Consider the following 26,547-nt stretch of genomic DNA (forward strand, 5'->3'; position numbering starts at 1 on the left):
ATATTGGGAAGGAGAGACCACTCTTGAGGAAGAAAGAGAAATCCGGATTCTCCTGCCAGATGCAGAAGGCTTTGATGCTGAAAAAAAGTTTTTTCTAGGGATCAAAGAGATTTCAGACCAACAGCCTAGGGAGTTTGATTTTAAAACTAAAACGAGAAAGTCAACCATGCTTTGGTTTAGAATCGCTGCTCTTTTTATCATTTTCCTGACTGTTGGATCTGTGGTTTATAGATACCAAGAAAAAAAGGCTGAAAAAGAGGCTTTTGAACAAGTGATGCAGGCATTTAACCTGATTCAAACCAACATGCAAAAAGGAACTCAAAGTCTTGGAGCTATGGAAGAATTTAGACATCTGAACACAACACAAGAAATATTCAATATTAAAGAATCAAGACAATGATGAAAAAAGTAATTCCATTTATCCTGCTGACTCTCCTGGTGACGGGTGTAAATGCTCAGGACGATGCCATTTCAAAATTCTTTTCCAAGTATATGGAGGATGAGAATTTTTCCAGGGTGTATATCAGCCCTAAAATGATGCAGATGGCAGGTGGATTCCTTAAGTCGGCTGGAGAAGATTCCGATCAGGAAACAGAGGATTTGGGGGAGTTGATATCCAAGGTCAGGGGAATCAGGATTCTTTCCACCGAAACCACCAATGGCAAAAGCCTTTACCAAGAGGCCATGAATACCCTCAACAAAAACAAATATGAAGACTTGATGGATGTTGCCGACAAAGGATCAAACGTAAAGTTCATGGTCAGGGAAGAAAATGGCTTGGTCAAGGAATTTCTGATGATTTCCGGCTCAGGAGAAAGTTTTACTTTATTGAGTATGCTTGGAAGTTTCACCTATCAGGATCTCAATATCCTCGCTGAAAAAACCAATATGCCGGGAATGAAAGAGTATCAAAAAGAAAATAATAAGAAATAATCAAACCAAAAACCAATGAAAAAACTACTGTTAATTATCTCTCTAGCCATGTTTGCACATATGGCAAACGCACAAAGCAAAAGTGTCGATGCACTTTATCAAAAGTACAAAGCCAATGAAGACTTCTTTCATATGGATATCGGTGGCAACTTCATGAACTTCGCTGAAGGATTTAATGTGAAATTGGATGAAGCCAAAGTAGAAGGAATTGTTAAATCTCTTGAGAGGGTCAAATTATTCAAACTTCCTGAAAATAGCCCCAATGGTCAGACAGAATTCAAAGCACTCCATAAATCATTGGAAAAAGAAAAGTATGAATTGATGATGGAAACAAGTGATAAAGGAAGTGGAATGTTGATTTTTACAAAAGGAGACAGGATGATAAGCGATGTAGTCGTCCTGCTGAATGACAAAGAAGGAGATTTGATGGTTGTAGAATTGCTTGGAAATTTTGATTCCAAGGCATTGGCTGATGCAGGTAAAAGTATCAAATAAAGAAAAAGTCTCAAAAATTGTATATAATTAAAGAGCAAGGCCTTACCGCTTTGCTCATTTTTTTTGCTTTTGTATGTATATACATAAAAAAAATATTATTTGGTTTTTTTGCAAAACGCAACATATCGGTACTATGCGACATCGATTCCGAGAAAATTAAAGTTAATTATTGATTCATTAAAATTTATTTTATTTTATTGCCAAATACTCAATATAAATATTTTTTGTTGAAATATTTGTAATGCACAGCTATACTATCTATGTTTGCATCGAAGTCAAATACCAAATGACTTCAACTCACCCCCGAGTAACCGACCTCAAATTGTTTAAAAATGGAGAAATCCACCCGAGGTTAAAATCATAAAAAATTTCTTAAACCAACTAAATTTTATTACTATGAAAGCATTCATTGCAACAATGATTCTTGCTGCAAGCGTTTCAGTAAGCGCTATGGCAAACGAGGCAGGTTCTGAGAAAACTTCAGAATCACCGGTGACACTTAGAAAAGTGGACGAGAGCAAAGTTCAGCTACTTTATGGCTTGAACCAAGCTAAAACTGTTACAGTAAAGATTTTTGACGAAAACAATTTCCTTGTCCAAAAAGACAAAATCGTTTCTGAAAATGCCTTTGCGAAATACTATGATTTTTCAAAACTTGAAGCCGGGGTATATTCCATGGCAGTTTATGAAAACAATGTAGTCGTGGACCAACTGGAAATGGATCTCAATGATAGAGAGGCCTCTCCTTTGGTTTATACCAAACTTGAAAAAGTTGAGGAAAATAGGTACAAGTTGCTTGTCAACGCACTTCTTCCTTCAGATTTATCAGTTTTGGTATTTGAAAATGACAAATTGGTCCATGAGGAGAAAATAGACGATTCAATTGGATTCCAAAAGTTGTACAGATTCGAGCGTGTAAATCCTACCGCAAGGGTTGAATTCTACGTAAAAAGCAGCGATGGATTCGCTCAATTGATGGCAGCGAAATAATTGTGTGAAAACTAAACCAAACAAAAAGGCCTTGGATCAGTCCAAGGCCTTATTTTTTTGATTTTACTTTTTATCAAAGGAAGTATTTGAGTTGAATGACCTCTTTTTCGGAAAGGAACCTATATTTTCCTCTTGGAAGATCCTTTTTATCCAATCCTGCAAAAATGACCCGGTCCAATGCTTCTACCTCGTAACCAAAGTGAGCAAAGATCCTTCTCACAATCCTGTTTCTCCCCAAATGGATTTCTAGTCCGAGTATTGTCCTGTCTTTGGAAAGTACCTGCATGTCATCTACCTTGGCTGGTCCGTCTTCCAAAGTTATTCCTTCCAGAATTTCCTTTTCGTCATTGGCAGTCAATGGCCTGTTTAAAGTAACTTGATAGATTTTCTTGACATTGTTGGATGGATGAGAAAGCTTGGCAGCGAGTTCTCCGTCATTGGTAAACAGTAACAAGCCTGTTGTATTCCTATCCAATCTCCCCACTGGAAATACCCTCTCGTCACATGCATTTGAAATCAGGTGCATGACCGTTTTCCTGTCCATTGGATCTTCTGTGGTGGTGATAAAGTCCTTCGGTTTGTTCAATAACAGGTAGACAGGCTTTTCAGGATTGATGTTTTTTCCCTTATAGATAACTTTGTCTGTCCGGTTTACTTTATGTCCCAATTCAGTGACTACTTCACCGTTTACTTGAATTTCTCCATGTTGGATCAAGACGTCAGCTTCCCTTCTGGAACAAATACCGGAGTTAGCGATAAATTTATTCAACCTGAGTGAATCTGACTGTACTTTAGGATTATGGTTCTTTTCCAGTTTTTCAAAATTATAATTAGGCCTTTGTCCTGAAATATCGTCAGTAAATGGTTTCCTTAACTTTTTTTGAAATCCTGTTTCTTTTGGAAGATCCGATTTAAGGATTTTTTCATATATAGGTTTTTCATCCTTTCCTCTGCCACGATAGACACTTTTGAATTCTTCTTCGGCTATAGGTTTTTTATTTGATCCTCCTTCAGGATTTCTTTTTCCAAAAGCTGGTTTATCTTCTTTAGAAAATCTTTCTGATTTTTTATAAGGAGAATCGGCCTGACGATTTTCTTTGGTATTATCTTTATTTTTTTCAGGAAATTGTCCTTCGTATTTTGATTTTCCGGGTCCTTTTTTTTGAGATAGGTCTCTGATTCCCTCAAATTCCTCTTCACCTGAATTCTTGCTTTCTACCTTTCGAAAATCATTTCTGCTTTCAGCTCTTCTAGCTGATCTTTCTTCATCCAATCTGGGTTTTCTTGGACCTTTGTTGCCTGATGGTTCATTGAAATCTTCAAACTCATCAAATTCTTCAGTTCTTTTGTTGCTAAACGGGGAACCGCTTTTGCTTCCAAAGCGTCTTTCGGGCCTTTCGCCTTGCGATTTAGAAAATGGTTTTTTGTCAGAGTAATCATTTTTCCCTTCATATCTTCCTTTGTCTCCGTAGGGACGTGGTGAGCCTTCACCCTTAGAATAACTTGGTTTTTTGTCAAACTTTCTTTCCCCCTCGGATTTGAAGCTTTTGAAATCTTTTTTGTCTGAATAATCCTTCTTTCCTTCAAATTTCCCTTTGTCTCCATAAGGTCGAGGTGAGCCTTCACCTTTGGAATACCCTGGTTTTTTATCAAATTTCCTTTCCCCCTCTGGTTTTGAACCCCTGAATTCCTTTTTGTCGGAATAGTCTTTTTTTCCTTCGAATTTACCTTTTTCTGAGAATGGGCGGGCGCTTCCCTCTCCTTTAGAATAATCAGGCTTTTTGTCAAATTTTCTTTCTCCGAATGGCTTTGAACTTCCAAAATCCTTCTTGTCAGAAAAACTCTTTTTTCCTTCTGATTTACTACCTCCTTTGTAAGGTTTGGAGTTGCCTTCGTTTCTCGAACCTGAACTTCTATTATTGTCTTTTTTCATTGTGTTGCAGCATCTCTGCTGTATTAAGTTTTGACCTTTTGGATTGCTGACTAAGTGGCTGAATCTAAAAGGGATGCAAAGATAGGCAAAGTTCCATAATAATCAGAGTACCGCTCAACTCTTCTTAAAGAAAGCCTCTACGGCTGAACGAACTGAGCCAAATTTCATTAATAAATCTTTGGCCTCATCTTCTGCAATACCTGTCGACTCCATTATCATTCTAATTCCGCGGTTTACAAGCTTCTTGTTTGAAAGTTGCATGTCCACCATTTTGTTGCCTTTTACTCTACCTAATTTGATCATGGTAGTTGTCGAGATCATGTTCAGTACCAATTTTTGGGCTGTTCCTGCTTTCATACGTGTACTTCCTGTTACAAATTCAGGGCCTGCAACGACTTGGATTGGGAATTGGACTGCTTTGGAAAGTGGGGAATCATCGTTACAAGTAATGCATCCCGTAAGGAGTCCGGCGGCTCTTGCCGCCTCAACTCCACCGATTACATAAGGAGTAGTACCCGAAGCGGCTATTCCGATCACGGTATCTTCCTTGTTGAATCCGAATTTTTGGATATCTGACCATGCCTGATTGGGATCATCTTCTGCATTTTCAACAGCTTTTCTGATTGCCATGTCACCTCCTGCTATGATTCCTACAACCCAATCATGAGGGACGCCATAGGTAGGAGGGCACTCGGAAGCATCCAAGATTCCAAGTCTTCCGCTTGTACCGGCACCGATATAGAAAAGTCTTCCTCCTTTCTTCATTCTTGGGACAATCTCTTCCACAAGGGCTTCTATAGCTTTGATTTGTTTTTCTACAGCAAAGGCCACTTTTTTATCTTCCTCATTGATTTTTTCCAATAAGGAAAGAATATCCATTTGCTCCAGATTGTCATGGAGAGAGCTGCTTTCGGTCGTATTCATAGTAGTTCTTTGTGGTAAAGGGTTAATCCTGCAATAGGTCCTTCCAAAATAAGGTTGACATGGATATCTGCATCATAGGCAGCATTTCTCAGAATGTCACTGTTGTAAAAGGCGATGGATCCGACAAAGCTTACCTGTTTGTTTTTATAGTCATCATATTTCATGACAGTTTTTTTGAAAAAATCCTGAAATGAATTGTAATACAGCATATAGCAGTAGGGATCGGCAATATGGTCAGATATAAACCTGCAAAAACTCGCCATATACCTTCCTGGAAAAGGTCTTTGGTAGACATTTTCTATGATGGTTTGGTTATCGAGCTGAAACTTCTGCAACACTTTTTCCCTGAGTTTTTTCGGCATCTCTTCATGGATAAAATCCTGAAGAAATTTTCTTCCAATATAAGCTCCTCCACCTTCATCACCGAGAATATATCCTGGCGCAGGTCTTTTGTTGATGATAAATTCACCGTCATAATCACAGCTATTTGATCCGGTACCCAAAATGCAGGCGATGCCGGGTTGGTTACCACAGGTGGCTCTTGCAGCAGCCATGAGATCATGATCGACATTGATTTCTGCTTTTTTGTAAATGCTCCGGAGTGCATTCGTTACCTGAAGCCTGTTTTTTTGCGAAGTACAACCGGCACCGTAGTAATAGATGGTGTCGATTTGGTCTCTTAGGTTCAACAAATAATCCTCTTGTAGCTCATTTGCCATTTCTTCAGCCGTTTGGTAATTTGGATTGAATCCAATACCTCGATGTTGACTGATTTCGCCATTTTTGTTTATGGCTCTCCAGTCTGTTTTACTGGCACCGCTATCCGCTATCAATATCATATCATTCTGTCAAAAGCCCAATTGTTTTAAATTTTCTAAATACCTCAGCGGTATGTGGTGCATCCGGAAGTTCATCGGTAAGGTCTTGGCCTGCCCAGTGCTCATAATGTTTCCCGTTTTTCCATAATCTGGATTCAGATACATCATAAATTTCACCGTGGTACGCCACCCATATTTCCGGTTTATCCTGGCCGTTGCGTAAGGCCAATTGTTGCCTGGTATAAGTCTTCATCAAAGTAGCTTTATCTGGGCATTGACCCACCTTTCCGGAATTTCTCCGGACTGGGCTGTTTGGTAATCTTGGTAACTACAAGGGATGATGGTATTTCGGTCAAATTTATCCTGATCTTGGTGGGGGATTTCCATCCACCATTTTTCGCTCCTTTTGCTCTTGTAGAAAACCAATGTAGAGGGTTTGAAATCTAAAGATACTGTATATTTGACATAGTCATTTCCCTTGAAAGACAATGTGTCTTTTCGGTCATAAAAGCCTTCGATGAAATACCAAACCATCGTTGCAATGACAGAGGCAGTCTTGTTTCTATTGTCATCATAATAGGGTTGGTAACCAAAAATACCAAAAGAGGAAAGTTTTTCATTCATCCCGGCAAACTTACAGATCTGACATGCTTCCTCCCCTGAAAGTCCAAATACCTGTGCATCTGCTGCACCGGGTGCATCAGAAGATTGAATTGCACAGACATCAAAGCTCAATAAATCTGCATTTCTAATGAGAGGTTCTATTTCTTTGAAATTGCTCCTGACATGTCCAAGTCGGATGTGGTCGAAATAAAGCTTTTCCATTACTCCGGTGAGATCTTTGTCCACCAAAAAACTCTGATAGCCTAAGTGGCTATAGTTAAAAAGGAAATTTGGTTGGTGCAGAATGATTTCCTGTGAATGGTTTTCAAATGGTTTACCCTCTTCATCCATGTCCACTTTCGCATCGACAGTTACCATGGAAACAAGTTTTTCGAGGTTTTGGTAGGAAAGATATTGGCCAAGATCTAGGTCATGTGTCCCTCCTATGAAAATAGGGAGAATTTGTTTTTTGATTAGGTATTCACCTACAGTGGCCATGATTTGGATGGATTCCTCTCTGGTTTGCCCCATTTTCAAATCACCCAAGTCCGCTATTTTGTAAAGTCCATGTCCTTTTTTTAAGTGGAAGAGTTTATCGCGAACCTCAGAAGCACTCCTTTCTATACTTTCACCTTTGGGCATGCCACGATTTTCGACTAAACCGATGATGGCTATTTGCAAGCCTTTCAAATCTGGGAAAGTCTCACCGTGAAAGTGGATGAAATTGAAAAATGAATTGGAGCTGTATTTCTGTGTGGTGATGAATTCTGGGATAGGGTCAAAGTATGGTCGAATATTCATGGACTTGAGGTAAAGGCTGTCCAAAAATAATTAAAAAATCCAGAGGGAAATAAAAAAGTCCCGCTATTGCGGGACTCTTGATATTTCGATTAACCTCCAAAGTCATCAAATCGGATATTCTCTTTGGGAATTCCCATATCATCCAACAGTTTAAGAACTGCTGCATTCATCAATGGAGGACCACAAAGGTAATATTCGATCTCATCTGGTTCAGGATGGTTTTTAAGATAATTGTCATAAAGCACCTGGTGGATAAATCCTACATATCCGTCGGCTTCAACGTCATTGAGATTTTTTTTGATTTTCCAATTATCCTCAGGTAAGGGCTCTGATAGACCGATGTTAAAAGTGAAATTCGGGAAATCTTTTTCAATGTCACGGAATTGAGGAGTGTAAAACAATTCCTTTTTTGACCTACCTCCATACCAATAGGAAACTTTTCTATCAGTTTTTTCAGTGTGGAACAAGTGGAAAATATGAGATCTTAACGGAGCCATACCTGCACCACCACCAATATAAATCATCTCCCTTTGAGTAGGGTTGATGTGGAATTCACCATAAGGCCCTGAAATAGTTACCTTATCTCCAGGCTTCCTGGAGAATACATAAGAAGAACACACACCTGGATTGACATCCATCCATTTGTTGTTGGCTCTATCCCAAGGTGGGGTAGCGATTCGTATAGTCAGCATGACAATATTTCCTTCAGCAGGGTGGTTGGCCATTGAATATGCTCTGAAGAGCTCTTCATCATTTTTCATCACCAAATCCCACAGACCAAATTTATCCCAATCACTTTTGTAGACATCTGCAGGGTGTCCCAAATCCGGATGAGGAGTGATGTCCATTTCTTTGAAATTGACTGTAATCACAGGCACATCAATCTGAATATATCCACCGGATTCGAAATGAAGTGTTTCACCCTCAGGCAATTTCACTTTAAATTCTTTGATGAAAGTAGATACGTTGTAGTTGGACATAACTTCACATTCCCACTTCTTGATTCCGAAAATTTCTTCCGGAATCCTGATCTTCATGTCTTGTTTGACCTTAACTTGGCAAGAAAGTCTCACATTGCCTTGTTTTTCAGCACGGCTTAAGTGGCCTTCTTCTGTGGGAAGAACTTCACCACCGCCTTCTTCGATGACACACTTACACATGGCGCAAGTACCACCACCACCACAAGCAGAAGGCAAGAAGATTTTTTTGCCACCAAGTGTGCTCAAAAGGGTCGAGCCTGCTGACGCAACAATCGGGTTACTTTCGTCCCCGTTTACAATGATTTTGACATCACCTGAAGCAACTAGCTTAGACTGGGCAAACAACAAGATAAAAACGAGTAGCAAGATGATAAGCGTAAATGCTACTATTGAGGTAATAATTACTGAACCCATTTAATGATTATTTTACTTTTTAATTTCAGTATTAAGCCCGGTTTGGGAACACAAATATATTTATTAATCAATATAATCGACCAAAAAGAACCTGATTTTTGAGGTACACCTTTTTTTCAATTTGAATGAATAACTTCCTAATTCCTCAGAAGGTTTAGAAGAGTGGTCAATCTGTTTTTCAACTGCCTCCTGTCGATGATAAAATCCAAGAAACCGTGTTCCAATACAAATTCAGAACTTTGAAAACCTTTTGGTAAATCTTTCCCGATTGTTTCCCTGATCACTCTTGGACCTGCAAATCCAATTAGGGCTTCGGGTTCAGCTATATTAAAATCGCCCAACATGGCATAAGAAGCTGTCACCCCGCCTGTAGTAGGATCGGTCAATAATGAAATATAAGGGATTGCTGCTTTCTCCAAAAGAGCTAATTTGGCGGAGGTCTTTGCCATTTGCATCAAACTGAATCCGGCTTCCATCATCCTGGCGCCACCTGATTTGGAGATCATCAAAAATGGAATTTTGTTTTTTAGAGAGTAATCAATTGCCCTAGCAATTTTTTCACCGACAACAGATCCCATTGAACCACCGATAAAATTGAAATCCATACAGGCAACGACAAGGTCAAGTTCATTCATCTTTCCGGTTGCTGTCCTGACGGCATCATTCAATTCAGTCTTTTGGATCGTGGCAGTGATCCTGCCTTTATAAGGTTTGGTATCGACAAAATTCAAGGGATCTCCCGATTTCATCTCTGCATCAAGTTCTTTGAACTTATTCCCATCAAAAAGAATTTCAAAGTATTCTTTAGATCCGATTTTGACATGGAAGTCATCGTCCGGACATACGTATGAATTGTTTTTGAGCTCTCTTGTATGGATAATATTACCTTGGGGTGTCTTAAACCACAATCCATCCGGGGTATCTTTTTTTTCCTCAGTGGAGGTTTTTATTCCTTTATCTGTCCTTTTAAACCAAGCCATATTGTTTTTTCTTTATCTCCAAAACCTGTGTTTTGGGGAGTACAAATTTATAGGTATTATCCGTTAAATAAAATTCGGCATAGAACTTCATTTTTCAAAGGAAGCATAGAGGTTATGGTAACTATAAAAAATGCCATACTTTTATTTGCCTTGGTCTTAAAACCTGAGATTTAAATTTGTTATTTGAATGAATTGGAGGAAATTCAAGGTTTATTAACCCAAAATAAAATGACGCTCCCAATCTTACTTGTTATCTCTGGTATAATTCTTATCATAGCTTACTTTACCTATGGAAAATTTGCCTACAAGAAATTTGGCCTGGATGATAAACGAAAGGCTCCATCTCACCTTTATGAAGATGGGATAGATTATGTTCCCAGTAAGCCTATAGTGGTTTTGGGTCATCATTTTGCTTCTATAGCTGGGGCGGGACCGATCGTCGGGCCCATCATTGCGGTTACTTTTGGATGGATTCCGGCTGTGATTTGGATTTTGGTTGGGGGGATTTTCTTTGGTGCTATTCATGATTTGGGAAGTATGGCCGCATCCCTTAGGAACCAAGGGAAATCCATCGGTGTAATCATTCAGAATAATATTGGGAAAAGTGGAAAACAGCTATTTATAATTTTCAGTTTTTCCACTTTGATTCTGGTAATTGGTGTTTTTTCAGATATTATAGCAAAGACTTTTGTCAGTAATCCCGGTGTAGCTTCTGCCTCCATTTTATTCATGCTGCTCGCAATAGTTTTTGGTTATGTCAACAAATTCTTTGGAGGAAGCAAAACTTCATTTATCATCAATACAACAATCGGAGTAGGCTTGATGTATTATTTTGTATATCTGGGAATGCAACTTCCATTTGCTCTAGATTATCAGCTTTGGATTTATTTGTTGCTTGGGTATGCCTTTTTTGCTTCTGTCACCCCTGTGGCATTTTTGCTTCAACCGAGGGATTATTTGAATAGTTTTTTACTATACGGGCTGATGATTTCTGCTGTTATCGGTGTATTTATCTCCAATCCTGAAATCAAAATGGAAAACCAAATCCACATTTCAGCAGATAATTTGGGTTATTTGTTTCCTGTTTTGTTTGTAACTATTGCCTGTGGGGCCATTTCCGGTTTTCATTCTCTGGTGGCATCTGGGACCACTTCCAAGCAATTGGATAAGGAAAGTGACGCCAAAATCGTCGGCTATGGGGGGATGTTGATTGAATCTTTTTTGGCGATTATTTCTGTAGGTGCTGTGGTCGTTTTGAGCAGAGGGGAATATCTGAGCAGGCTGGGAGAGGAAGGCCCGGTCAGTTTGTTTGCAACAGGTTTGGGGAGTATGATTTCTTCTTTGGGGATTTCTGAACAGTTTGCGGTTGGATTTGTGGCACTCACAGTTTCTGCTTTTGCCTTGACCACCTTGGATACTTGTACAAGGTTGGCAAGATTTACTTTGCAGGAATATTTCGAAGATGTGAAAAACCCTATTGGAAATAAGATTTCTCAAAATAGATATATATCCACTTCGGTAGTGGTTGTTCTGTCTATTTTATTGTTGGCTTCAGGAAGTTTTACCACACTTTGGCCCATTTTCGGTTCTGCTAACCAATTATTGGCAGCCTTGGCGCTATTGACGATTGCAGTTTGGTTGATCAGACAAAAGGTGAATGCTACATTCGTGACCATTCCCATGTTCTTTATGTTTACAGTGACTTTGACTTCACTAGGTTTATTTGCATGGAATAATTTCAAAGATGAAGTATATGTTTTGGCCGTTATTGCCGCATTGCTTTTCATACTTTCGATAGCCCTCATAGTATTGGCATCAAAGAGCTTGAAGAAAGAAATTGAGCAACCTGTCAAGGTTGGGTAAAAAACAGCCCCGGTCTCAAAGTGAATTGGACCGGGGATGTATAACAATCAAACCCATTGAAAATTATTGAGCGCCATCATTCTTGGCCCTATTGACTGCATAGGCACCTACGTTTTTACCTTGAGTGATTCCCACTTCAGCATCAAATCGGTAATGAATCCCACCATAAAGTCTGGATACAGCGGCTTCTTCTGCCCAAGCCCTGAACTGAGCAGCATCTGCTGGGAAGAAATGAGCAAGTACTTCTGCTCCTGCAGCAGAGAAAGTACTGTGGCCTGAGGTATATGCTGGAAAATTGGGTGTACCAAGTATTGTTTTAAATCCCGGAATCGTCTCTATTGGCCTAGGATAATGATAATAGTATTTTGTATCCCAACATGCTACCCCTGCATCCATGATGGCAGTGTTCAAATAGGCAAATACCCTGGCGGATCTTAATGGATTTAATTTTGCCTTCACTATTGCATCTTTTGCAAATCTATTCCAATGTCCCGGAGGTGTGTAGGAACCGATACCATCCTCCCACCAGTTAGCGATTCGGCGTTGTGCGATGGTCATATGGGATGCAAACTTCTTGATCTCCAAGGCATCGGTTTCGAATTCTGCTGACCCCGGAGCAGGAGGAGGTCCGGGCCTGACTTCTTCCACAGTGGGGACATTCCACATTTTCACCTGACCAAATAAAGGGGCCAAGCCAACAGGTCTTTGAGGTGTTTCCATATTCTGCCATTTCCATCCAAACCTTTCGAACGCAGCATTGGCAATAGAATCCGATACTGGCTTTGGGGTTTGAGCTTTAGCCATGCCATCAGTGGAGGCACGTTGTTTTGCCAGTTTGACTACTTCATTGCCAATGACTATTCCGGCTTCGATATCGCTTGTGACATTGATACCGGCATGAATCAGGCTTGCAATGTGTTCTTTGTATTTATTGTCCAGGTAAATGGCTTCAAGTGGAAACATTGCCACCAGGATTTCTTTGGACACGAGGGCTACACTGGCTCCATCTGAGGGATAGGAAGGAAGTTGGCTAGGGGTATAGGCTGGTTTTACGGCATTGTCGACCATGTACGGTGCCTTTCGGTTATATTGGTATTTGTAATGCCAATTGACCACCAAAGCATCAAATTGTGCCACACTTAGATAAGCCAACATCCTGCTTGTATATGGAGGATGGGCGAATGGAAATGCAGGAGGACCTACAGGGTTAGTAGGATTTGGAAGTGTGTATGTTCCGTCGGCATTTGGACCTGGGATAAGATTATACTTTGCCGCTAGTTCTAAAGCGATTTCATTCCATCTCAAAACCGGATTGTTGGTCCAGTATTGGACAGCCTCTATTTGGGAAGCTGTCAGTTCCGACATCTGTTGTTTCAAAGCATTAAGCTCCGCTTGATAGGCTGCAGAACTTATTGCCTCAGGCTCGGGAATATTTATCTGAGATGGATCGGCGACCAAAATGGTTTTCCAAGTCCCACCGTTTTCATCCAGTCTTTCGAATTCATATCCCTCGAATTCGTAATAATTTGGGGTCTCTTCGATGCAGGAGGTTGTAATTAAAGATAGAACTATGATGCCTGATATGTAATTTTTGAAATTTTTCATAGCCAAAGGAGGATTAATAAACTTTAAACTGATAAGTAAGGCCGACACCGATAGTGGTCGCTTTTCCCATGTTTCTGCCACTGATAGTTTGGTTGAAATAGGCCAAAGCTCCCAATCCCTGATCTGATTTGATAAAGTATTGGATCCAGGCTCCTACTTGGCTTACTTCCATTTTGTTGGTGGGTTGTGGTCTGTTGTAGGAGCGGATATCATCTCCAGTCAGGCAGTTGAGACTCATGAAAGTGGCTTCCATTCTCAGCCTGTTGGCAAAAGCCCAATAACCTATGGCGCCATGAATATTTAGTGCATTGGGCACATTCATAAAAGAGGAATAAACACTTCCGTTTTCATAGTAGTAATCGCGCTCAATTTCCGTTTGGCCTCGCCAGAGATAGGCAATTGAGGTCCGAAATACTAAGCCGTTATCCATTTTGTATCCGGCAATTCCCCTCAATCCTAATTCCGGAGCTCCGGCACCTAGACTAAAAGGCATGTAATCTGAAAGGTAATTTCCCACAGGTGTACTGAAGTGTGCATTGGTGAGTAAAAGTAATCTTCCATTGCCTAGTTGTTTTTGTAGCCAGTCCACTTTGGCAGAAATGCTTAGGTCTTGGAAGCCTGACTGCCCGGCTTGGGTACCGCCTGATGCTTTAGTACTGATGTAGGGAACACTTGCAATGATGTTTATTTTTTTAGTCAATCCCATTGCGACCATTGACATCCCCATTTGTCTGGTAAAGGTGCCGATATTGGCGTTTTGGCGAAGGTATGTGCCTTCCCAATATTGATCCCAAGAGGAATGTTCGTATATCAATGCCGTACAGATTTCCCCTTTGCCCATCATGACCTCATCCCAAGGGGTTTGGCCAAAAGAAGTCAGGGAAGCGCAAAGGCCTACTCCCAAAGCAGCAGTGATTTGTATAATTTTTTTCATCTTATTTTATAGGTTGAATAATACGTCGATTAATCTCTTTTCTGTTGAAAAGGGAATCGGAACCGCTTTCTTCCTAAAAGCCAAAATCAGATTGAGTTAACCAATTAAGCATTCCCATTACAACTCCTCCTGAATGTGAAGAAATTGAGGTATGGAAATGGATAAAATCCTTTTGGAATAGGAAAATGGGATTCGCGAAAAAAAGAATGAAATCAGCCTAACTCTGGGGGAGGGGAATTAAGATGGAAATAATTGTTTTGGTAAGATGAAAAAATAAAACCTATGTAATTTTTTTCTAATTCTGTTGGAACTACTGAGAAATCAATATCATTCACAGGCTCGGAATAATCCTTTATAAATAACTTGACCAATAATGAATTACCTCCAGAGTCCGGTAATTCATCTTGGACCAAAGAACTTACCCACTGCTTGATTGTTTTGTTTAATATTCCTTGAGCGGTATCAGGGACATAAACGATCTGGAGCGTGTCATTCACATATCTTTGTTTGATCGCTCTATAAATTTGTCCATCCTTTTCAAAGGAGGTATTTGTCGCCCGGAACTCCTCTTCTTCAGCCATATAGGGAACAGAAAGGGGAATTTCCAATAACTTTTCCTCAAGGCCTTCCTGACTGTCGCTATATATTTTTTCTATCCATTCGTTTTCGATTTGGAACCGAAAGGAAAAATACGCCACATAGTAACCAAAATGGTACAATGCGAAGCAGCACAAAAGGAATATGGAAATCGTTTTTCTCAATTGGATTAAATAAATGAAGATAAATGTAATCTTAATTTTCAAAAAACATGATATATATCAGCCAAAAAAGTAAAAAGGTGAAAGTCAAAAAGCCATATATCCTCAATACTTTAAGTCTATTGAACCTATCCAAAAACCACAAAACCAACACCGGCCTTATCAGACCAATAATCAGGCAGGCTAAGGAAAGAAAAAACAGAATTTGGATCAATAAGATGAAGGCATTTAGCATAGGATACCAAAATAAAAAAAGGAACAGTTTTCGCCGTTCCTTTTTTTGTAATTTATTCTAAAATTCTATTTTTTCTTTTTGATTTCCTGCATCATATAACCTTCCATGGTATCATCGATTTCAATGTCATTGAAGTTTTTGATAGAAATACCGCATTCATAACCGGATTTTACCTCAGATACATCATCCTTGAATCTCTTCAATTGGTCGATTTCTCCATCATGGATCACAATACCTTGACGGATAACCCTGATTTTGTTTTTTCTGGTGATAAATCCATCTGTTATATAAGAACCCGCGATGGTACCTATTTTAGAGATTTTGAATACTTCTCTCACAAGGACATTACCTGTAATGATTTCCTCAAACTCAGGTTCAAGCATACCTTCAATGGCATCTTTGATCTGGTTGATGGCATCATAGATAATGGAGTAATGTCTGATTTCGATTTCTTCTTGCTCAGCAAGTTTTTTGGCATTCGTAGAAGGCCTGACATTTAAGCCCAACATGATAGCATCTGGAGCGGATGCCAAAAGGACATCGGGTTCAGATATTTGTCCCACACCTTTATGGATGATGCTGACAGATACTTCCTCTTTGGAAAGTTTCAATAACGAATCAGAAAGGGCTTCTACGGAACCATCCACATCACCTTTGATGATGATATTGAGTTCTTTGAAACTTCCAATCGCAAGACGTCTTCCGATTTCATCCAAGGTAATGTGTTTCTTGGTACGCATACTCTGCTCTCGAAGAATCTGCTCCCTTGAGTTTGCGATTTCTCTCGCTTCTCTTTCAGAATCATAAACTTTGAAAGTATCCCCTGCCTGAGGGGCACCTGCCAATCCCAATACCTGAACAGGCGTAGAAGGTCCGGCTTTGGTAAGTTTCTTTCCTTTGTGATCGGTCATCGCTTTGACACGGCCATAATGAGGACCTGCAAGCATGATATCTCCAATGTTCAAAGTACCTGCCTGTACCATCACTGTTGTCACATAACCACGCCCTTTGTCCAAAGAGGCTTCGATTACGGTTCCAACGGCTTTTTTACTGTAATTGGCTTTCAATTCGAGAATCTCGGCTTCCAATAATACTTTTTCAAGCAAATCGTCCACACCCAATCCTGTTTTGGCAGAAATATCCTGAGACTGATATTTTCCTCCCCATTCTTCCACCAATAGATTCATGTTGGCCAATTCTTCCTTGATTTTGTTTGGATTGGCGTTAGGTTTATCAATTTTGTTGATGGCAAAAATCATCGGTACTCCTGCAACTTGAGCATGGTTGATAGCCTCTTTGGTTTGTGGCATGATGCTGTCATCAGCTGCAATAACGATGATGGCAACGTCAGTGATTTTTGCACCCCTTGCTCTCATGGCCGTAAATGCCTCGTGGCCCGGAGTATCCAAAAATGCAATTTTATGGCCATCACCAGTTGTCACATCATATGCGCCGATATGCTGGGTGATTCCACCCGCTTCATCAGCTGTCACTTTTGATCTTCTGATAAAATCGAGCAAAGAGGTTTTTCCGTGATCAACGTGACCCATGATGGTAACAATCGGAGCCCTTTCCTGTAGGTCTTCAGCAGTGTCTTCGATTTCTTCGACCTCAAATTCTTCGTCAGGTTTGGTGAATTCTACTTCAAATCCAAATTCATCAGCAATGATAGTGATGGCTTCAGCATCTAGCCTTTGGTTGATCGAAACGAACATTCCCAAAGAAAGACAGGCAGAAATCACCTCATTCACAGATACATCCATAAGAGACGCCAAGTCGTTTGCCGAAATGAATTCAGTTACACGGAGAATTTTTGAATCCTCGATTCCCTCTTGTTCTTCTCTATACCGGTCGGCTTTTTTGTCCCTTCTTTTTGATTTTCCACCACCTGATTTTCCGCCACCCTGCAATCTTGCAAGGGTTTGTTTGATCTGATCCTGAATTTCTTTTTGGGTGGGTTCAGCCTTTTGGAATCTATTTGTATTTTGTTGTGGCTGTCCCGGTCTTTGAGGACGCTGATGCTGTTGTTGGATCGGTTTCCTGTCCCTTTGGCCTTGTGGAGGGTTTTGTCCTCCTTGGCCGGGTCCTTGACCTGCTGGTCTTGGTTTATTGGGATCAATTTCTGGTCCTTTGGTAGCTGGACCACCTTTTTTATCTATCCTTTTACGGATTCTTTTCTTTTTATCTTTTCCTTTTTCATCGGAAGAAGCGACTGGTTTGCCTTTTTTCTTTGACTTGTCGTCAGGAAGTTCAATTTTACCCAAAACTGTGAGGCCTTTCAAAGCATCTGCCTTTGCAGCGATCACTTTTTCTTCAGGTTTTGGCTCAGTCTTTTCTAAAGTCTTTTCAATTTTTTCGACTTTTTCTGCAACCGGCTTAGGTTCAGGAGCTACTTTAGGTTTTTCTTCAAGTGGTGCTTTTTCAGGAACGATATTTTCTTGAATTTTCTTAGTGTTGTCTTCAGTCTGAGGCTTCACAGCCTGAGATTTTTGCTCCACTTTTTCTTGAACCGGTTTTTCTTCTTTCGATGTGGAAGCAGGTTTTGGGGAGATAGGTTCTGCGGGTCGTGGTTTTACCTCTTCTTTTTTTGTAGCTTGTTTTTGGGCATCCAAATCAATTTTTCCCAAAACTGTTATCCCCTGCAATTTTGGAGCCTCTACTGTGATTTTTTCTTGTGGTGGTTCTTCTGTTTTTGGAGTTTCAATTATAGGCTTTGCTGGCTCAGGTTTTTTAATTTCCGCTACAGGTTCTGCTTTCTTTTCCTCCTTTACTTCAGATTCTGCCTCGATGGTAAAGGTCTCGTGATGCCTCTTACCTATCGATAGGTGAGAAGCCTCTTCCTTTTCCTGCGCAGAGGATTTAAACTCCTTAGCCAGCATATCAAATTGCTCCTGGCTGATTTTGGAGTTGGGATTGTTTTCGACATCGAAGCCTTTTTTAGCCATAGATTCCACAATCGTAGATATTCCTACGTTGAGTTTTCTGGCTATCTGGCCTAGTCGCATCGTTTTTTCTTCTGACATACACTAAAAGCACTTTCTTAATTCGATGGCAAATATAGGCCAATTATTGGGTAAATCTGGCCTAAATTACTGCTCAAATTCTTGTTTTAATATTCTGAATATTTCGTCAATTGTTTCTTCTTCAAGCTCTGTCCTTCTCAAAAGATCTTCTTTTGTAAGTGAAAGAACACTCTTGGCTGTATCCAAACCGGTTTTCTTTAATTCGTCAATTACCCAATTGTCGATTTCATCACCGAATTCCTCAAGATCAACATCTTCTTCCTCATAGTCATTGAGTTCTCTGAATACGTCAATTTCAAATCCGACCAATCTTGAAGCCAACCGGATATTGAATCCACCTTTACCGATCGCCATGGATACTTGGTCAGGTTTCAGATATACTGAGATTCTTTTATTGTCTTTGTCAATGGTCAATGAGGATACTTTGGCGGGACTCAATGCTCTTGAAACATAAAGGTCAAGGTTATCGGTGTAATTGATTACATCGATGTTTTCATTTTGAAGTTCCCTTACGATAGCATGGATACGGCTTCCCTTCATCCCTACACAAGCACCTACCGGATCAATCCTATCGTCGTAGGATTCTACTGCCACTTTTGCTCTTTCTCCTGGTTCTCGGACAATTTTTCTGATCGTAATCAATCCATCAAATACTTCAGGGACTTCATTTTCAAACAATCTTTCCAAGAATATCGGAGAAGTTCTTGAAAGAATGATCCTAGGATTTCCATTTACCATTTCCACTTTGTGAACAATGGCCCTTACAGCATCTCCTTTTCTAAAGCGGTCTTTGGAAATCTGCTCCCCTTTTGGCAATATCAGTTCATTACCCTCACCGTCAATCAACAAAGTTTCTCTTCCAAGAATCTGATAGACTTCGGCTGAGATAATTTCTCCGACCAATTCTTCATACTGATTGAAAAGCAGGTCTTTCTCAAGGTCCTTGATTTTTTGGATCAAAGTCTGTCTTGCCATCATTACTGCCCTTCTTCCGAACTCCTCAAGTTCGATTTTCTCATACACATCCTCGCCTACTTCAAAATCCGGTTCGATTTTCTGAGCCTCTGTCAAACTTATTTTATCAAAATCCCAAATATCCTCAGAATTGTCGTCTACAATTTCTCTGATTCTTAAGATTTCAAGGTCACCTTTGTCTGCATTGATGGTTACATCAAAATTTTCATCGGTTTCGAATTTTTTGCGAATCATCGCTCTAAACACATCTTCTAGTATGCGGATCATGGTGGGACGGTCCACATTTTTAGACTTTGCAAATTCTGCAAATGATTCTATGAGTACTTTAGCATCCATTTTTTTTATTTGAAAGAGACTAACACGATTGATTTTTTTATGTCTTCGAGAGGGATTGTAATTTCCCGATCCTCAGCTTTTTTTCCTTTTTCTTTGATTTTGCAAAGAATCTTAACTTCTGCATTTCCTACTTCCTGAAGTTGACCTTCTAGCTCTTTTCCGTCATTTAAAGTCAATTTCAATTTTCTTCCTACATTTTTGGTATATTGTCTTTTGGAAGAAAGGGGGAAATCCAATCCGGGAGAAGAAACTTCCAAAATGTAAGCATCCGATAAAAGTTCTTTTGCTTCGATTTCTTCGGCGATCTGCCTGCTTACCTTTGCACAGGCCTCTATACTCACTCCTTGGTCTGCGTCGATAAGAATTGTCAATTGAGATTTTGGGCCTTTTTCTACCAATTGTACATCTACCAAATAGTAGGTATCATCCGGGAGATGCTTGGATACAATTTCCTCAAGTGTACTTTTTAAGCTCATTTGTTCAGGTATATGAAATGAAAGAGGGGACTTGTGTCCCCCCTCAATTCTGGTAATACAATGCAAAGGTAATAAATTTATTCCCACAAAAAAAAATTGGATTCTTGTAATAAATTGGGAATTAGATAATAATTTTGCCCTCCCACGTTAGAAGTTCTGCGCTTCATTGCTAAATTTATAAGATTATCTATCATCAACTCAACCAAAAAATAATGGGATTATTCGATTTTTTTTCAAGTGATATTGCGATTGACTTAGGTACTGCAAATACCTTGATTATACACAAGGATAAAATTGTGGTTGACGAGCCGTCTATCATAGCTATAGATAGGACTAACAACAGGGTCCTTGCGGTGGGGAAGGATGCTATGAACATGCATGAAAAGACGCATGAAAACATCAGGACAATCCGACCACTCAAAGATGGAGTGATAGCAGATTTTTACGCTGCAGAGCAAATGATCCGTGGATTGATCAAAATGATACCTGGGCACAAAAAAGGAATGTTTCCCAAATCCCACAGAATGGTAATTTGTATACCTTCAGGAATCACCGAAGTTGAAAAAAGGGCTGTTAGGGACTCCGCAGAACATGCAGGCGCCAAGGAAGTTTACATGATTTATGAACCAATAGCTGCAGCGATAGGGATAGGGATCGATATAGAAAAACCGATGGGATCCATGATAGTAGATATTGGAGGTGGAACCACTGAAATTGCTCTGATAGCACTCTCAGGTATCGTCGCTGACCAATCTATCAGGGTGGCAGGCGATACTTTTACCAAGGATATCCTCGATTATATGAGGAGGCAGCATAACCTTCTGATTGGTGAGAGATCAGCCGAAAAAGTAAAAATAGCCATCGGGTCTGCCTTGACCGAACTTGACGATGCGCCTGAAGATTATGAAATCAGAGGACGTGACCTGATGACAGGAATTCCTAAGGTCATCAAAGTGTCATATTCTGAAATTGCTTTTGCCTTGGACAAATCAGTATCCAAAATTGAAGAAGCGGTTTTGAAGGCTTTGGAAATTGCTCCACCGGAACTTTCAGCTGATATCTATGATAATGGCATTCATCTCACAGGTGGTGGTGCTCTACTCAAAGGTTTGGATAAAAGACTTCACCAAAAAACCAAATTGCCTATTCATATAGCTGAAGACCCCTTAAGGGCTGTAGTCAGAGGAACCGGCACGGCGCTGAAGAACATCAATAATTTCAGATCGGTTTTGATGACTTAATGATTGGATGCAGCGGATATTCCTCTTTTTATACCGGATAAGGGCGTTTTTGTTGTTTGTATTATTGGAGGCAATAGCGATTTCGTTGATTGTTTCCAATAATTCTCAACAAGGTTCAGCTTTTTTTAATAGCTCAAATGAGTTGATCGGCTCAGTTTTTCAGACGCAGAGTAATGTCGTAGATTATTTTTCGCTTGCATCCGTGAATAAGAGCCTAATGGAAAAAAACGCTCAGTTGCTTTCAGAATTAGAAGCGCTCAGAAAGCCTGCAGATTCTATTTTAATTCCTTTAGATAGTGCCTTGTTCGCTACTATCCAGTTTAAAGGCGCTAAGGTCATCAATAATTCCCTGAGGCTTTCCCAAAATCACCTAACCATCAACAAGGGTTCTAACCATGGTGTCAAATCAGGAATGGGCGTAATCAACGAACAGGGAGTAGTAGGAAGAGTCAAAAGCGTGAGCCGTAATTTTTCAACAATCATTTCATTGCTGCATACAGAACTATTGGTGTCCTCAAAAATAGAATCCAATGATGTATTTGGTTCGACCAAATGGGACGGTCTAGATCCGCAGCAAGCAAAACTCCTGTATGTACCAAGGCATGTTGTTGTGGCTATTGGAGATCAGGTTGTTACCTCTGGATATAATTCTATATTTCCTGAAGGAATTCCAATAGGTACTGTGATAGAAGTGAAGCCTGGTCCGGATACCAATTACCTTGACATTACCCTAAAGTTGGATACTGATTTTTCAAAAATATCTTATGTCTACCTTGTAGAAAGTTTTCAACAACAAGAACTTGATTCATTATATCAATCAACCGGGATAAGCAATGAATAGCATTAGGGTTATCTCAATTCTTCTTACCGGATTCCTTTATCTGCTGTTCCAGGTTTTGGTTCTTAAGAATCTTGTGCTTTTTGGTACTGCCTTTTGTTTTTTGTATGTGACTTATATTATTCTTTTGCCTCTTGATTTAAAGACAATTCCAGTTCTTTTGATCAGTTTCTTCATGGGATTGGGAGTAGATTTATTTTATGATACATTGGGAATTCATACTGCATCCCTGCTAGTCATTGCTTTTGTCAGGCATCGTTGGTTGCTGGTATTGGTTCCTACAGGTGGCTATGAGGGCGACCTTCAGCCAAGCTTGCTGAATATGGGTTTTGGATGGTTTCTTTCCTATAGTATTCCTTTAGTATTGACCCATCATATCATGTTTTTTTATATTGAAAGTTTAGGTACAGATTTATTCATCACATCTCTTCAAAAAATAATTGCTAGTGCTATTTTTGTGTTAGTAATGAGTATTATTGTTCAACTGTTATTGTACAGGAGAAGGAGAGGGATTTAAATGAACGAGCAAAGGCCGATTACAATTATCATAGTCATCATCATTATAGGAGCTGTGCTCCTTACAAAATTATTTTTGATTCAAGTTGTTGATGACAGTTTTTTAAAAAAGGCAGAAAGCAATGCCATACAAAGAGTAGTAGATCATCCCTACAGGGGCCTTGTATACGACCGTACCGGTAAAATATTGGTTTACAATTACCCAATTTTCGACCTGATGGTCATTCCGAGAGAATTTCAGGTGGGCGATACCACAAGGTTTTGTGAGATTTTCAATATCAGTAAGGAATATCTTGTAGAGACTTATAATGCAGCCAGGAAATATTCTACAGTCAAACCTTCCCCTTTGATCAAACAGATTTCGACTACTGATTTTGCTCGTATTCAAGATTTTTTGATTGATTACCCGGGCTTATTTGTAATGACAAGGTCTGTAAGGTCCTACCCTCAGCCCAGTGCAGCTAATGCATTGGGCTATATTGGGGAGATAAGTTCTAACCAAATGGATCGCGATTCTTCAAAATATTACAAGCAAGGGGACTATGTCGGGCTCAGTGGTATTGAAGGTTATTATGAAAATGACCTTCGAGGAGTGAAAGGAGTCAAATACAAACTCGTGAATGTTAGGGGTGTGGATAAAGGGTCTTTTAAAGACGGCGAATTTGATACGGCATCTGTAGCAGGTAGGAATCTTATTTCGACAATAGACTTGGAGTTGCAGGAATATGGAGAAATGCTGATGGCAGGAAAAAGAGGGTCTGTGGTAGCTATTGAACCCAAGACTGGAGAGGTCCTTGCCATGATTTCCGCGCCGACTTATGATCCAAACCTTTTGACAGGAGCCCTTTTTGGTAACAATTACATGGATCTGAACAGGGATGAAAGCAAGCCATTATTCAATAGACCCATTATGGCAATGTATCCTCCCGGATCTATTTTTAAGATTGTCCAATCTTTGATAGGCTTACAGATGGGTGTCTTGACCCCGAATACGACATACAGTTGTAATCGTTCTTTGGTCGCCTGCCACAACCATCCAAGTCCGGTGAACTTATTCGGAGCCATCAGGAATTCCTGTAACCCTTATTATCATCAGGCATTTAGGGCCATGATAAATAGGGAGGTTTCGAGCAGTACCTTCAAGGATACCGAAATCGGACTGAACACTTGGAGAGAGTCTGTTTTGAAATTTGGTTTGGGATCAACATTAGGAATTGATTTGAAGAATGAGAAAGGAGGGTCGATACCTTCTTCATTATTGTATGACAAAAAATATGGTGAGGGTAGATGGAAGTATTCGACCATTTATTCGCTTTCCATAGGTCAAGGTGAAATGTTGGTCACTCCCTTGCAGATGGCAAACTTGGCCGCAATATTTGCCAATAAAGGTTATTACTATCCACCTCATATGATCAAAGCCATTGATGGAGACACAAACAAGATTCCGGAGATATTCATGACAAAAATGAACGTAGGAGTGGATGCCCATCATTTTGACCTCATCCAAGATGCTATGGCAGAAGCAATCTATGGGACAGCTGCAAGGGCTGCTATTCCTGATATCACGATTGCAGGCAAAACCGGTACTGCCCAAAATCCCCAAGGAGAAGACCATTCTGTTTTTATAGCATTTGCACCCAAAGAAAATCCACAGATAGCTATTGCAGTCTATGTTGAAAATGCTGGTTGGGGAGGAAGGGCCGCGGCAAGTACCGCAAGCTTGATGATTGAAAAATATATCAAAAGAGAAGTTAAAAGACTCGCTTTGGAGGAATATGTCTTGGTAGGGAAATTTATGTAACGTGAGACAAGACGACCTATACATCAATAAAATTGATTGGATTTCTATAGCTATTTATTCCGTTTTGGTAATTATAGGATGGATCAATATCTATGCTGCCGTCTATGATGATCAATCGGTGAAAAGCATCTTTGACTTCTCCATCAATTCTGGAAAGCAACTTGTGTGGATCGGGACTGCGATTCTTTTGATTACTATCATCATGGTTGCAGATTACAGGCTTTTTGAAAATCTGGCCATCCCTCTTTTTATTCTATTTGTTGTTCTTTTGGCGATTACTCCTTTTTTGGGAAAAGAGGTAAATGGTCAGATTCTGTCTGTGGGCGTTGGATCTTTCAGGATTCAGCCGGCAGAATTTGCCAAATTTGCAACTGCTTTGGCTCTTGCAAAGTTTATGGAAAGGCCAAGTTTTGATCTAAGTCAATTAAAGTATCAGGCGCAAGCCATAGCAATTATCATGATCCCGGTGATTTTGATAATGTTGCAGCCTGATACAGGAACTGCAATGATTTTTTCTGCTTTTTTTATCATGTTGTACAGAGAGGGAATGCCCCAGTGGTACTATGCATTCGGCTTATCCTTTGTCGCGATTACTTTATTGTCCTTGGGTATAGAAAATAATTTATACCTCGCTATTGCTGTTGGCGTAATCACCTTGATAGTGATTTTGATGGGGAAAAAGAAAATTTCCAGAATACTTAGTCTTGTAGGAATAGGCATTTTGATCGTGGGGTATTCATACAGTATTGACTATGTGGTTTCTAAGCTTCCCGAACACCAGCAAAATAGAATCATGGTCTTATTCAATCCTAACCTTGATCCGCTAGGTGTAGGATGGAATGTCACGCAGTCCAAAATTGCGATCGGGTCGGGAGGATTTTTTGGAAAGGGTTATTTGGAAGGTACACAGACCAAGTTTGATTTTGTGCCTGAGCAGCACACTGATTTTATTTTTTGTACTCTTGGTGAGGAATTTGGATGGACGGGAAGTCTAGTCGTGATCGTTCTCTTTTGTGCTTTACTTATCAGATTGGTAATGCTTGCTGAGCGGCAGAAAAATAGATTTTCGAGGATATATGGGTATTGTGTGATTTCGATTTTGCTTTTCCACTTTATGATCAATATTGCAATGACCATAGGTTTATTTCCTGTTGTAGGTATTCCCTTACCCTTCTTCAGTTATGGAGGTTCTTCGTTATGGTCCTTTACCATTCTGCTTTTTATCTTTATCAAGCTCGACTCCCACAGGATCCAACTGCTTAGTAGGATAGGTTAAAAATTTTCGTTTTTGATTATCTGCTGAAGCCAAAACTGTTTTTTTGGTTCCCTATTTTTTTTGGCAAATTCAGTGTGGAAAGTATGGCTTTTCAAGAATTTGATCTGTAGCTCCACCCAATCTTCTCGGGTTTTGATCACATTGGTTGCTTTTAATTCCTGATAAAGTTTTCCGCTGATTTCAAAATATTCTTTCCTCCCAAGATAATCTAAGTCAGAATCACAGATAATTTTTTGGAGTTCGGTTTTAGGATTTTGGGGGATTTTGGTGGCCATCACCAGACCCCTTACAATCTCAATATGCTCGGGATCCATATTTAGGGATTCCATGATTTTTTGAGCCATTTCGGCACCTACTTCTTCGTGGTTTTGGGTGGATTTGGTAAATCCCAAATCATGCACAAGCGCCCCTATCCTTAGTAAATAGGCATCTGTACCTTTGATTTTGTTTCTTTTGATATATTGGTTGCATACATTCAAAACATCCATTACATGACTTACATCATGGTAAGTTAGATTCTTTGGGAGGCCATCTTCCAATTGCTCCAAAACTATGCGCCTTAACTTAAAATATCCTGTCATTTTAATATTTAAATTGCCTCAAAAAAGTCAATTTATTGAAAATATGAATTGAATATTAATAAATATAAATATTAAAACTACAATTAAGAGCTAATTAAGTTGTGGTGTTGAACTCATTACTTAAATCAAAAAGCAAGGTAACATTTATATAACTTGGAACTGGCTTTGGTAAATCTAAGGCTATCATTGCACCTTTAGCTGACGCAGCAAGATGGGCC

At 39.8% G+C, this 26,547-nt stretch carries 24 protein-coding genes; 10 read left to right on the forward strand and 14 right to left on the reverse strand.

Going from position 1 to position 26,547, the window contains the following annotated elements; all coding sequences use genetic code 11:
* The 4 genes from ACZFYI_RS01580 to ACZFYI_RS01595 form a co-directional block, all read left to right on the forward strand.
* Positions 1-400: hypothetical protein (locus ACZFYI_RS01580; RefSeq protein ID WP_462522368.1), on the forward strand; the 400-nt coding region annotated here is incomplete at its 5' end.
* Positions 400-933: a DUF4252 domain-containing protein gene (locus ACZFYI_RS01585; RefSeq protein ID WP_462522369.1), complete on the forward strand. Its 534-nt coding sequence runs from the start codon at positions 400-402 to the stop codon at positions 931-933. The genes ACZFYI_RS01580 and ACZFYI_RS01585, both read left to right, overlap by 1 nt.
* 15 nt (positions 934-948) lie before the next feature.
* A complete protein-coding gene (locus ACZFYI_RS01590) occupies positions 949-1,428 on the forward strand; it encodes a DUF4252 domain-containing protein (RefSeq protein WP_462522370.1) in 480 nt (159 codons plus the stop codon).
* Positions 1,429-1,824: 396 nt separating this feature from the next.
* On the forward strand, positions 1,825-2,418 hold the full coding sequence (locus ACZFYI_RS01595) for a hypothetical protein (RefSeq protein WP_462522371.1): 594 nt from the start codon (positions 1,825-1,827) through the stop codon (positions 2,416-2,418).
* 73 nt (positions 2,419-2,491) lie between these two features.
* Here the strand turns inward: ACZFYI_RS01595 and ACZFYI_RS01600 are convergent, their stop codons facing one another.
* The 7 genes from ACZFYI_RS01600 to accD all read right to left on the reverse strand — a co-directional run bounded on the left by ACZFYI_RS01600 (position 2,492) and on the right by accD (position 9,871).
* Positions 2,492-3,691 carry a pseudouridine synthase gene (locus tag ACZFYI_RS01600; protein ID WP_462522391.1) on the reverse strand — a complete coding sequence of 400 codons (1,200 nt, stop codon included), beginning with the start codon at positions 3,689-3,691 and terminating at the stop codon, positions 2,492-2,494.
* A 774-nt stretch (positions 3,692-4,465) separates the two neighbouring features.
* A complete protein-coding gene (murQ, locus tag ACZFYI_RS01605) occupies positions 4,466-5,275 on the reverse strand; it encodes an N-acetylmuramic acid 6-phosphate etherase (RefSeq protein ID WP_462522372.1) in 810 nt (269 codons plus the stop codon).
* Complete coding sequence (locus ACZFYI_RS01610) at positions 5,272-6,114, reverse strand: N-acetylglucosamine kinase (RefSeq protein ID WP_462522373.1); 843 nt, start codon at positions 6,112-6,114, stop codon at positions 5,272-5,274. The genes murQ and ACZFYI_RS01610 overlap by 4 nt, the downstream gene beginning before the upstream one ends.
* 1 nt (position 6,115) lies before the next feature.
* Positions 6,116-6,346, reverse strand: a complete 231-nt coding sequence (locus tag ACZFYI_RS01615) for a cytochrome b5 domain-containing protein (protein ID WP_462522374.1) — start codon at positions 6,344-6,346, stop codon at positions 6,116-6,118.
* Entirely contained in the window at positions 6,346-7,497 is a 1,152-nt protein-coding gene (locus ACZFYI_RS01620; RefSeq protein WP_462522375.1) for a formimidoylglutamase, read from the reverse strand. The genes ACZFYI_RS01615 and ACZFYI_RS01620 overlap by 1 nt, the downstream gene beginning before the upstream one ends.
* Positions 7,498-7,586: 89 nt before the next feature.
* Positions 7,587-8,891, reverse strand: a complete 1,305-nt coding sequence (nqrF, locus tag ACZFYI_RS01625; protein WP_462522376.1) for an NADH:ubiquinone reductase (Na(+)-transporting) subunit F — start codon at positions 8,889-8,891, stop codon at positions 7,587-7,589.
* 137 nt (positions 8,892-9,028) lie between these two features.
* Positions 9,029-9,871, reverse strand: a complete 843-nt coding sequence (gene accD / locus ACZFYI_RS01630) for an acetyl-CoA carboxylase, carboxyltransferase subunit beta (RefSeq protein WP_462522377.1) — start codon at positions 9,869-9,871, stop codon at positions 9,029-9,031.
* Between the two features lie 228 nt (positions 9,872-10,099).
* Here accD and ACZFYI_RS01635 point away from each other — a divergent pair, with 228 nt between their 5' ends.
* Positions 10,100-11,734, forward strand: a complete 1,635-nt coding sequence (locus ACZFYI_RS01635; RefSeq protein ID WP_462522378.1) for a carbon starvation CstA family protein — start codon at positions 10,100-10,102, stop codon at positions 11,732-11,734.
* A gap of 63 nt (positions 11,735-11,797) precedes the next feature.
* Here the strand turns inward: ACZFYI_RS01635 and ACZFYI_RS01640 are convergent, their stop codons facing one another.
* From ACZFYI_RS01640 to ACZFYI_RS01665, 6 genes are all read right to left on the reverse strand, one after another.
* The gene (locus ACZFYI_RS01640; protein ID WP_462522379.1) at positions 11,798-13,339 is read right to left on the reverse strand and encodes a vanadium-dependent haloperoxidase; all 1,542 of its coding nucleotides are present in this window, start codon (positions 13,337-13,339) and stop codon (positions 11,798-11,800) included.
* A gap of 13 nt (positions 13,340-13,352) precedes the next feature.
* Positions 13,353-14,273 (reverse strand): transporter, encoded by a 921-nt coding sequence (locus ACZFYI_RS01645; protein ID WP_462522380.1) that lies wholly within the window; start codon positions 14,271-14,273, stop codon positions 13,353-13,355.
* 212 nt (positions 14,274-14,485) lie between these two features.
* Positions 14,486-15,034 (reverse strand): hypothetical protein, encoded by a 549-nt coding sequence (locus ACZFYI_RS01650; RefSeq protein ID WP_462522381.1) that lies wholly within the window; start codon positions 15,032-15,034, stop codon positions 14,486-14,488.
* A 297-nt stretch (positions 15,035-15,331) separates the two neighbouring features.
* Complete coding sequence (gene infB, locus ACZFYI_RS01655; RefSeq protein WP_462522382.1) at positions 15,332-18,289, reverse strand: translation initiation factor IF-2; 2,958 nt, start codon at positions 18,287-18,289, stop codon at positions 15,332-15,334.
* A 66-nt stretch (positions 18,290-18,355) separates the two neighbouring features.
* Complete coding sequence (gene nusA / locus ACZFYI_RS01660; RefSeq protein WP_462522383.1) at positions 18,356-19,600, reverse strand: transcription termination factor NusA; 1,245 nt, start codon at positions 19,598-19,600, stop codon at positions 18,356-18,358.
* A gap of 5 nt (positions 19,601-19,605) precedes the next feature.
* A complete protein-coding gene (locus ACZFYI_RS01665; protein ID WP_462522384.1) occupies positions 19,606-20,076 on the reverse strand; it encodes a ribosome maturation factor RimP in 471 nt (156 codons plus the stop codon).
* A gap of 212 nt (positions 20,077-20,288) precedes the next feature.
* Here ACZFYI_RS01665 and ACZFYI_RS01670 point away from each other — a divergent pair, with 212 nt between their 5' ends.
* From ACZFYI_RS01670 to rodA, 5 genes are read left to right on the forward strand one after another with little or no spacing between them, the layout of a single operon-like run.
* Positions 20,289-21,317: a rod shape-determining protein gene (locus tag ACZFYI_RS01670; RefSeq protein ID WP_462522385.1), complete on the forward strand. Its 1,029-nt coding sequence runs from the start codon at positions 20,289-20,291 to the stop codon at positions 21,315-21,317.
* A gap of 7 nt (positions 21,318-21,324) precedes the next feature.
* Positions 21,325-22,158, forward strand: a complete 834-nt coding sequence (gene mreC, locus ACZFYI_RS01675) for a rod shape-determining protein MreC (RefSeq protein WP_462522386.1) — start codon at positions 21,325-21,327, stop codon at positions 22,156-22,158.
* Positions 22,151-22,672 carry a rod shape-determining protein MreD gene (locus ACZFYI_RS01680; protein ID WP_462522387.1) on the forward strand — a complete coding sequence of 174 codons (522 nt, stop codon included), beginning with the start codon at positions 22,151-22,153 and terminating at the stop codon, positions 22,670-22,672. The genes mreC and ACZFYI_RS01680 overlap by 8 nt, the downstream gene beginning before the upstream one ends.
* Positions 22,673-24,472, forward strand: coding sequence for a penicillin-binding protein 2 (mrdA, locus tag ACZFYI_RS01685; RefSeq protein ID WP_462522388.1), 1,800 nt, complete (start codon positions 22,673-22,675; stop codon positions 24,470-24,472).
* A 1-nt stretch (position 24,473) separates the two neighbouring features.
* Positions 24,474-25,748, forward strand: coding sequence for a rod shape-determining protein RodA (rodA, locus tag ACZFYI_RS01690; protein ID WP_462522389.1), 1,275 nt, complete (start codon positions 24,474-24,476; stop codon positions 25,746-25,748).
* Here the strand turns inward: rodA and ACZFYI_RS01695 are convergent.
* Entirely contained in the window at positions 25,745-26,329 is a 585-nt protein-coding gene (locus tag ACZFYI_RS01695) for an HD domain-containing protein (protein WP_462522390.1), read from the reverse strand. The genes rodA and ACZFYI_RS01695 overlap by 4 nt on opposite strands.
* Positions 26,330-26,547 lie beyond the last annotated feature (218 nt).

Source organism: Aquiflexum sp. (assembly GCF_977115555.1).

What these genes read in the sequence shown, in the direction of transcription:
- ACZFYI_RS01585 (WP_462522369.1), top strand. Translation starts at nt 400, where the DNA reads ATGAAAAAAGTAATTCCATTTATCCTGCTGACTCTCCTGGTGACGGGT.
- ACZFYI_RS01590 (WP_462522370.1), top strand. Translation starts at nt 949, where the DNA reads ATGAAAAAACTACTGTTAATTATCTCTCTAGCCATGTTTGCACATATG.
- ACZFYI_RS01595 (WP_462522371.1), top strand. Translation starts at nt 1,825, where the DNA reads ATGAAAGCATTCATTGCAACAATGATTCTTGCTGCAAGCGTTTCAGTA.
- murQ (WP_462522372.1), bottom strand. Translation starts at nt 5,275, where the DNA reads ATGAATACGACCGAAAGCAGCTCTCTCCATGACAATCTGGAGCAAATG.
- ACZFYI_RS01610 (WP_462522373.1), bottom strand. Translation starts at nt 6,114, where the DNA reads ATGATATTGATAGCGGATAGCGGTGCCAGTAAAACAGACTGGAGAGCC.
- ACZFYI_RS01615 (WP_462522374.1), bottom strand. Translation starts at nt 6,346, where the DNA reads ATGAAGACTTATACCAGGCAACAATTGGCCTTACGCAACGGCCAGGAT.
- ACZFYI_RS01620 (WP_462522375.1), bottom strand. Translation starts at nt 7,497, where the DNA reads ATGAATATTCGACCATACTTTGACCCTATCCCAGAATTCATCACCACA.
- nqrF (WP_462522376.1), bottom strand. Translation starts at nt 8,891, where the DNA reads ATGGGTTCAGTAATTATTACCTCAATAGTAGCATTTACGCTTATCATC.
- accD (WP_462522377.1), bottom strand. Translation starts at nt 9,871, where the DNA reads ATGGCTTGGTTTAAAAGGACAGATAAAGGAATAAAAACCTCCACTGAG.
- ACZFYI_RS01635 (WP_462522378.1), top strand. Translation starts at nt 10,100, where the DNA reads ATGACGCTCCCAATCTTACTTGTTATCTCTGGTATAATTCTTATCATA.
- ACZFYI_RS01640 (WP_462522379.1), bottom strand. Translation starts at nt 13,339, where the DNA reads ATGAAAAATTTCAAAAATTACATATCAGGCATCATAGTTCTATCTTTA.
- ACZFYI_RS01645 (WP_462522380.1), bottom strand. Translation starts at nt 14,273, where the DNA reads ATGAAAAAAATTATACAAATCACTGCTGCTTTGGGAGTAGGCCTTTGC.
- infB (WP_462522382.1), bottom strand. Translation starts at nt 18,289, where the DNA reads ATGTCAGAAGAAAAAACGATGCGACTAGGCCAGATAGCCAGAAAACTC.
- nusA (WP_462522383.1), bottom strand. Translation starts at nt 19,600, where the DNA reads ATGGATGCTAAAGTACTCATAGAATCATTTGCAGAATTTGCAAAGTCT.
- ACZFYI_RS01665 (WP_462522384.1), bottom strand. Translation starts at nt 20,076, where the DNA reads ATGAGCTTAAAAAGTACACTTGAGGAAATTGTATCCAAGCATCTCCCG.
- ACZFYI_RS01670 (WP_462522385.1), top strand. Translation starts at nt 20,289, where the DNA reads ATGGGATTATTCGATTTTTTTTCAAGTGATATTGCGATTGACTTAGGT.
- mreC (WP_462522386.1), top strand. Translation starts at nt 21,325, where the DNA reads ATGCAGCGGATATTCCTCTTTTTATACCGGATAAGGGCGTTTTTGTTG.
- ACZFYI_RS01680 (WP_462522387.1), top strand. Translation starts at nt 22,151, where the DNA reads ATGAATAGCATTAGGGTTATCTCAATTCTTCTTACCGGATTCCTTTAT.
- mrdA (WP_462522388.1), top strand. Translation starts at nt 22,673, where the DNA reads ATGAACGAGCAAAGGCCGATTACAATTATCATAGTCATCATCATTATA.
- ACZFYI_RS01695 (WP_462522390.1), bottom strand. Translation starts at nt 26,329, where the DNA reads ATGACAGGATATTTTAAGTTAAGGCGCATAGTTTTGGAGCAATTGGAA.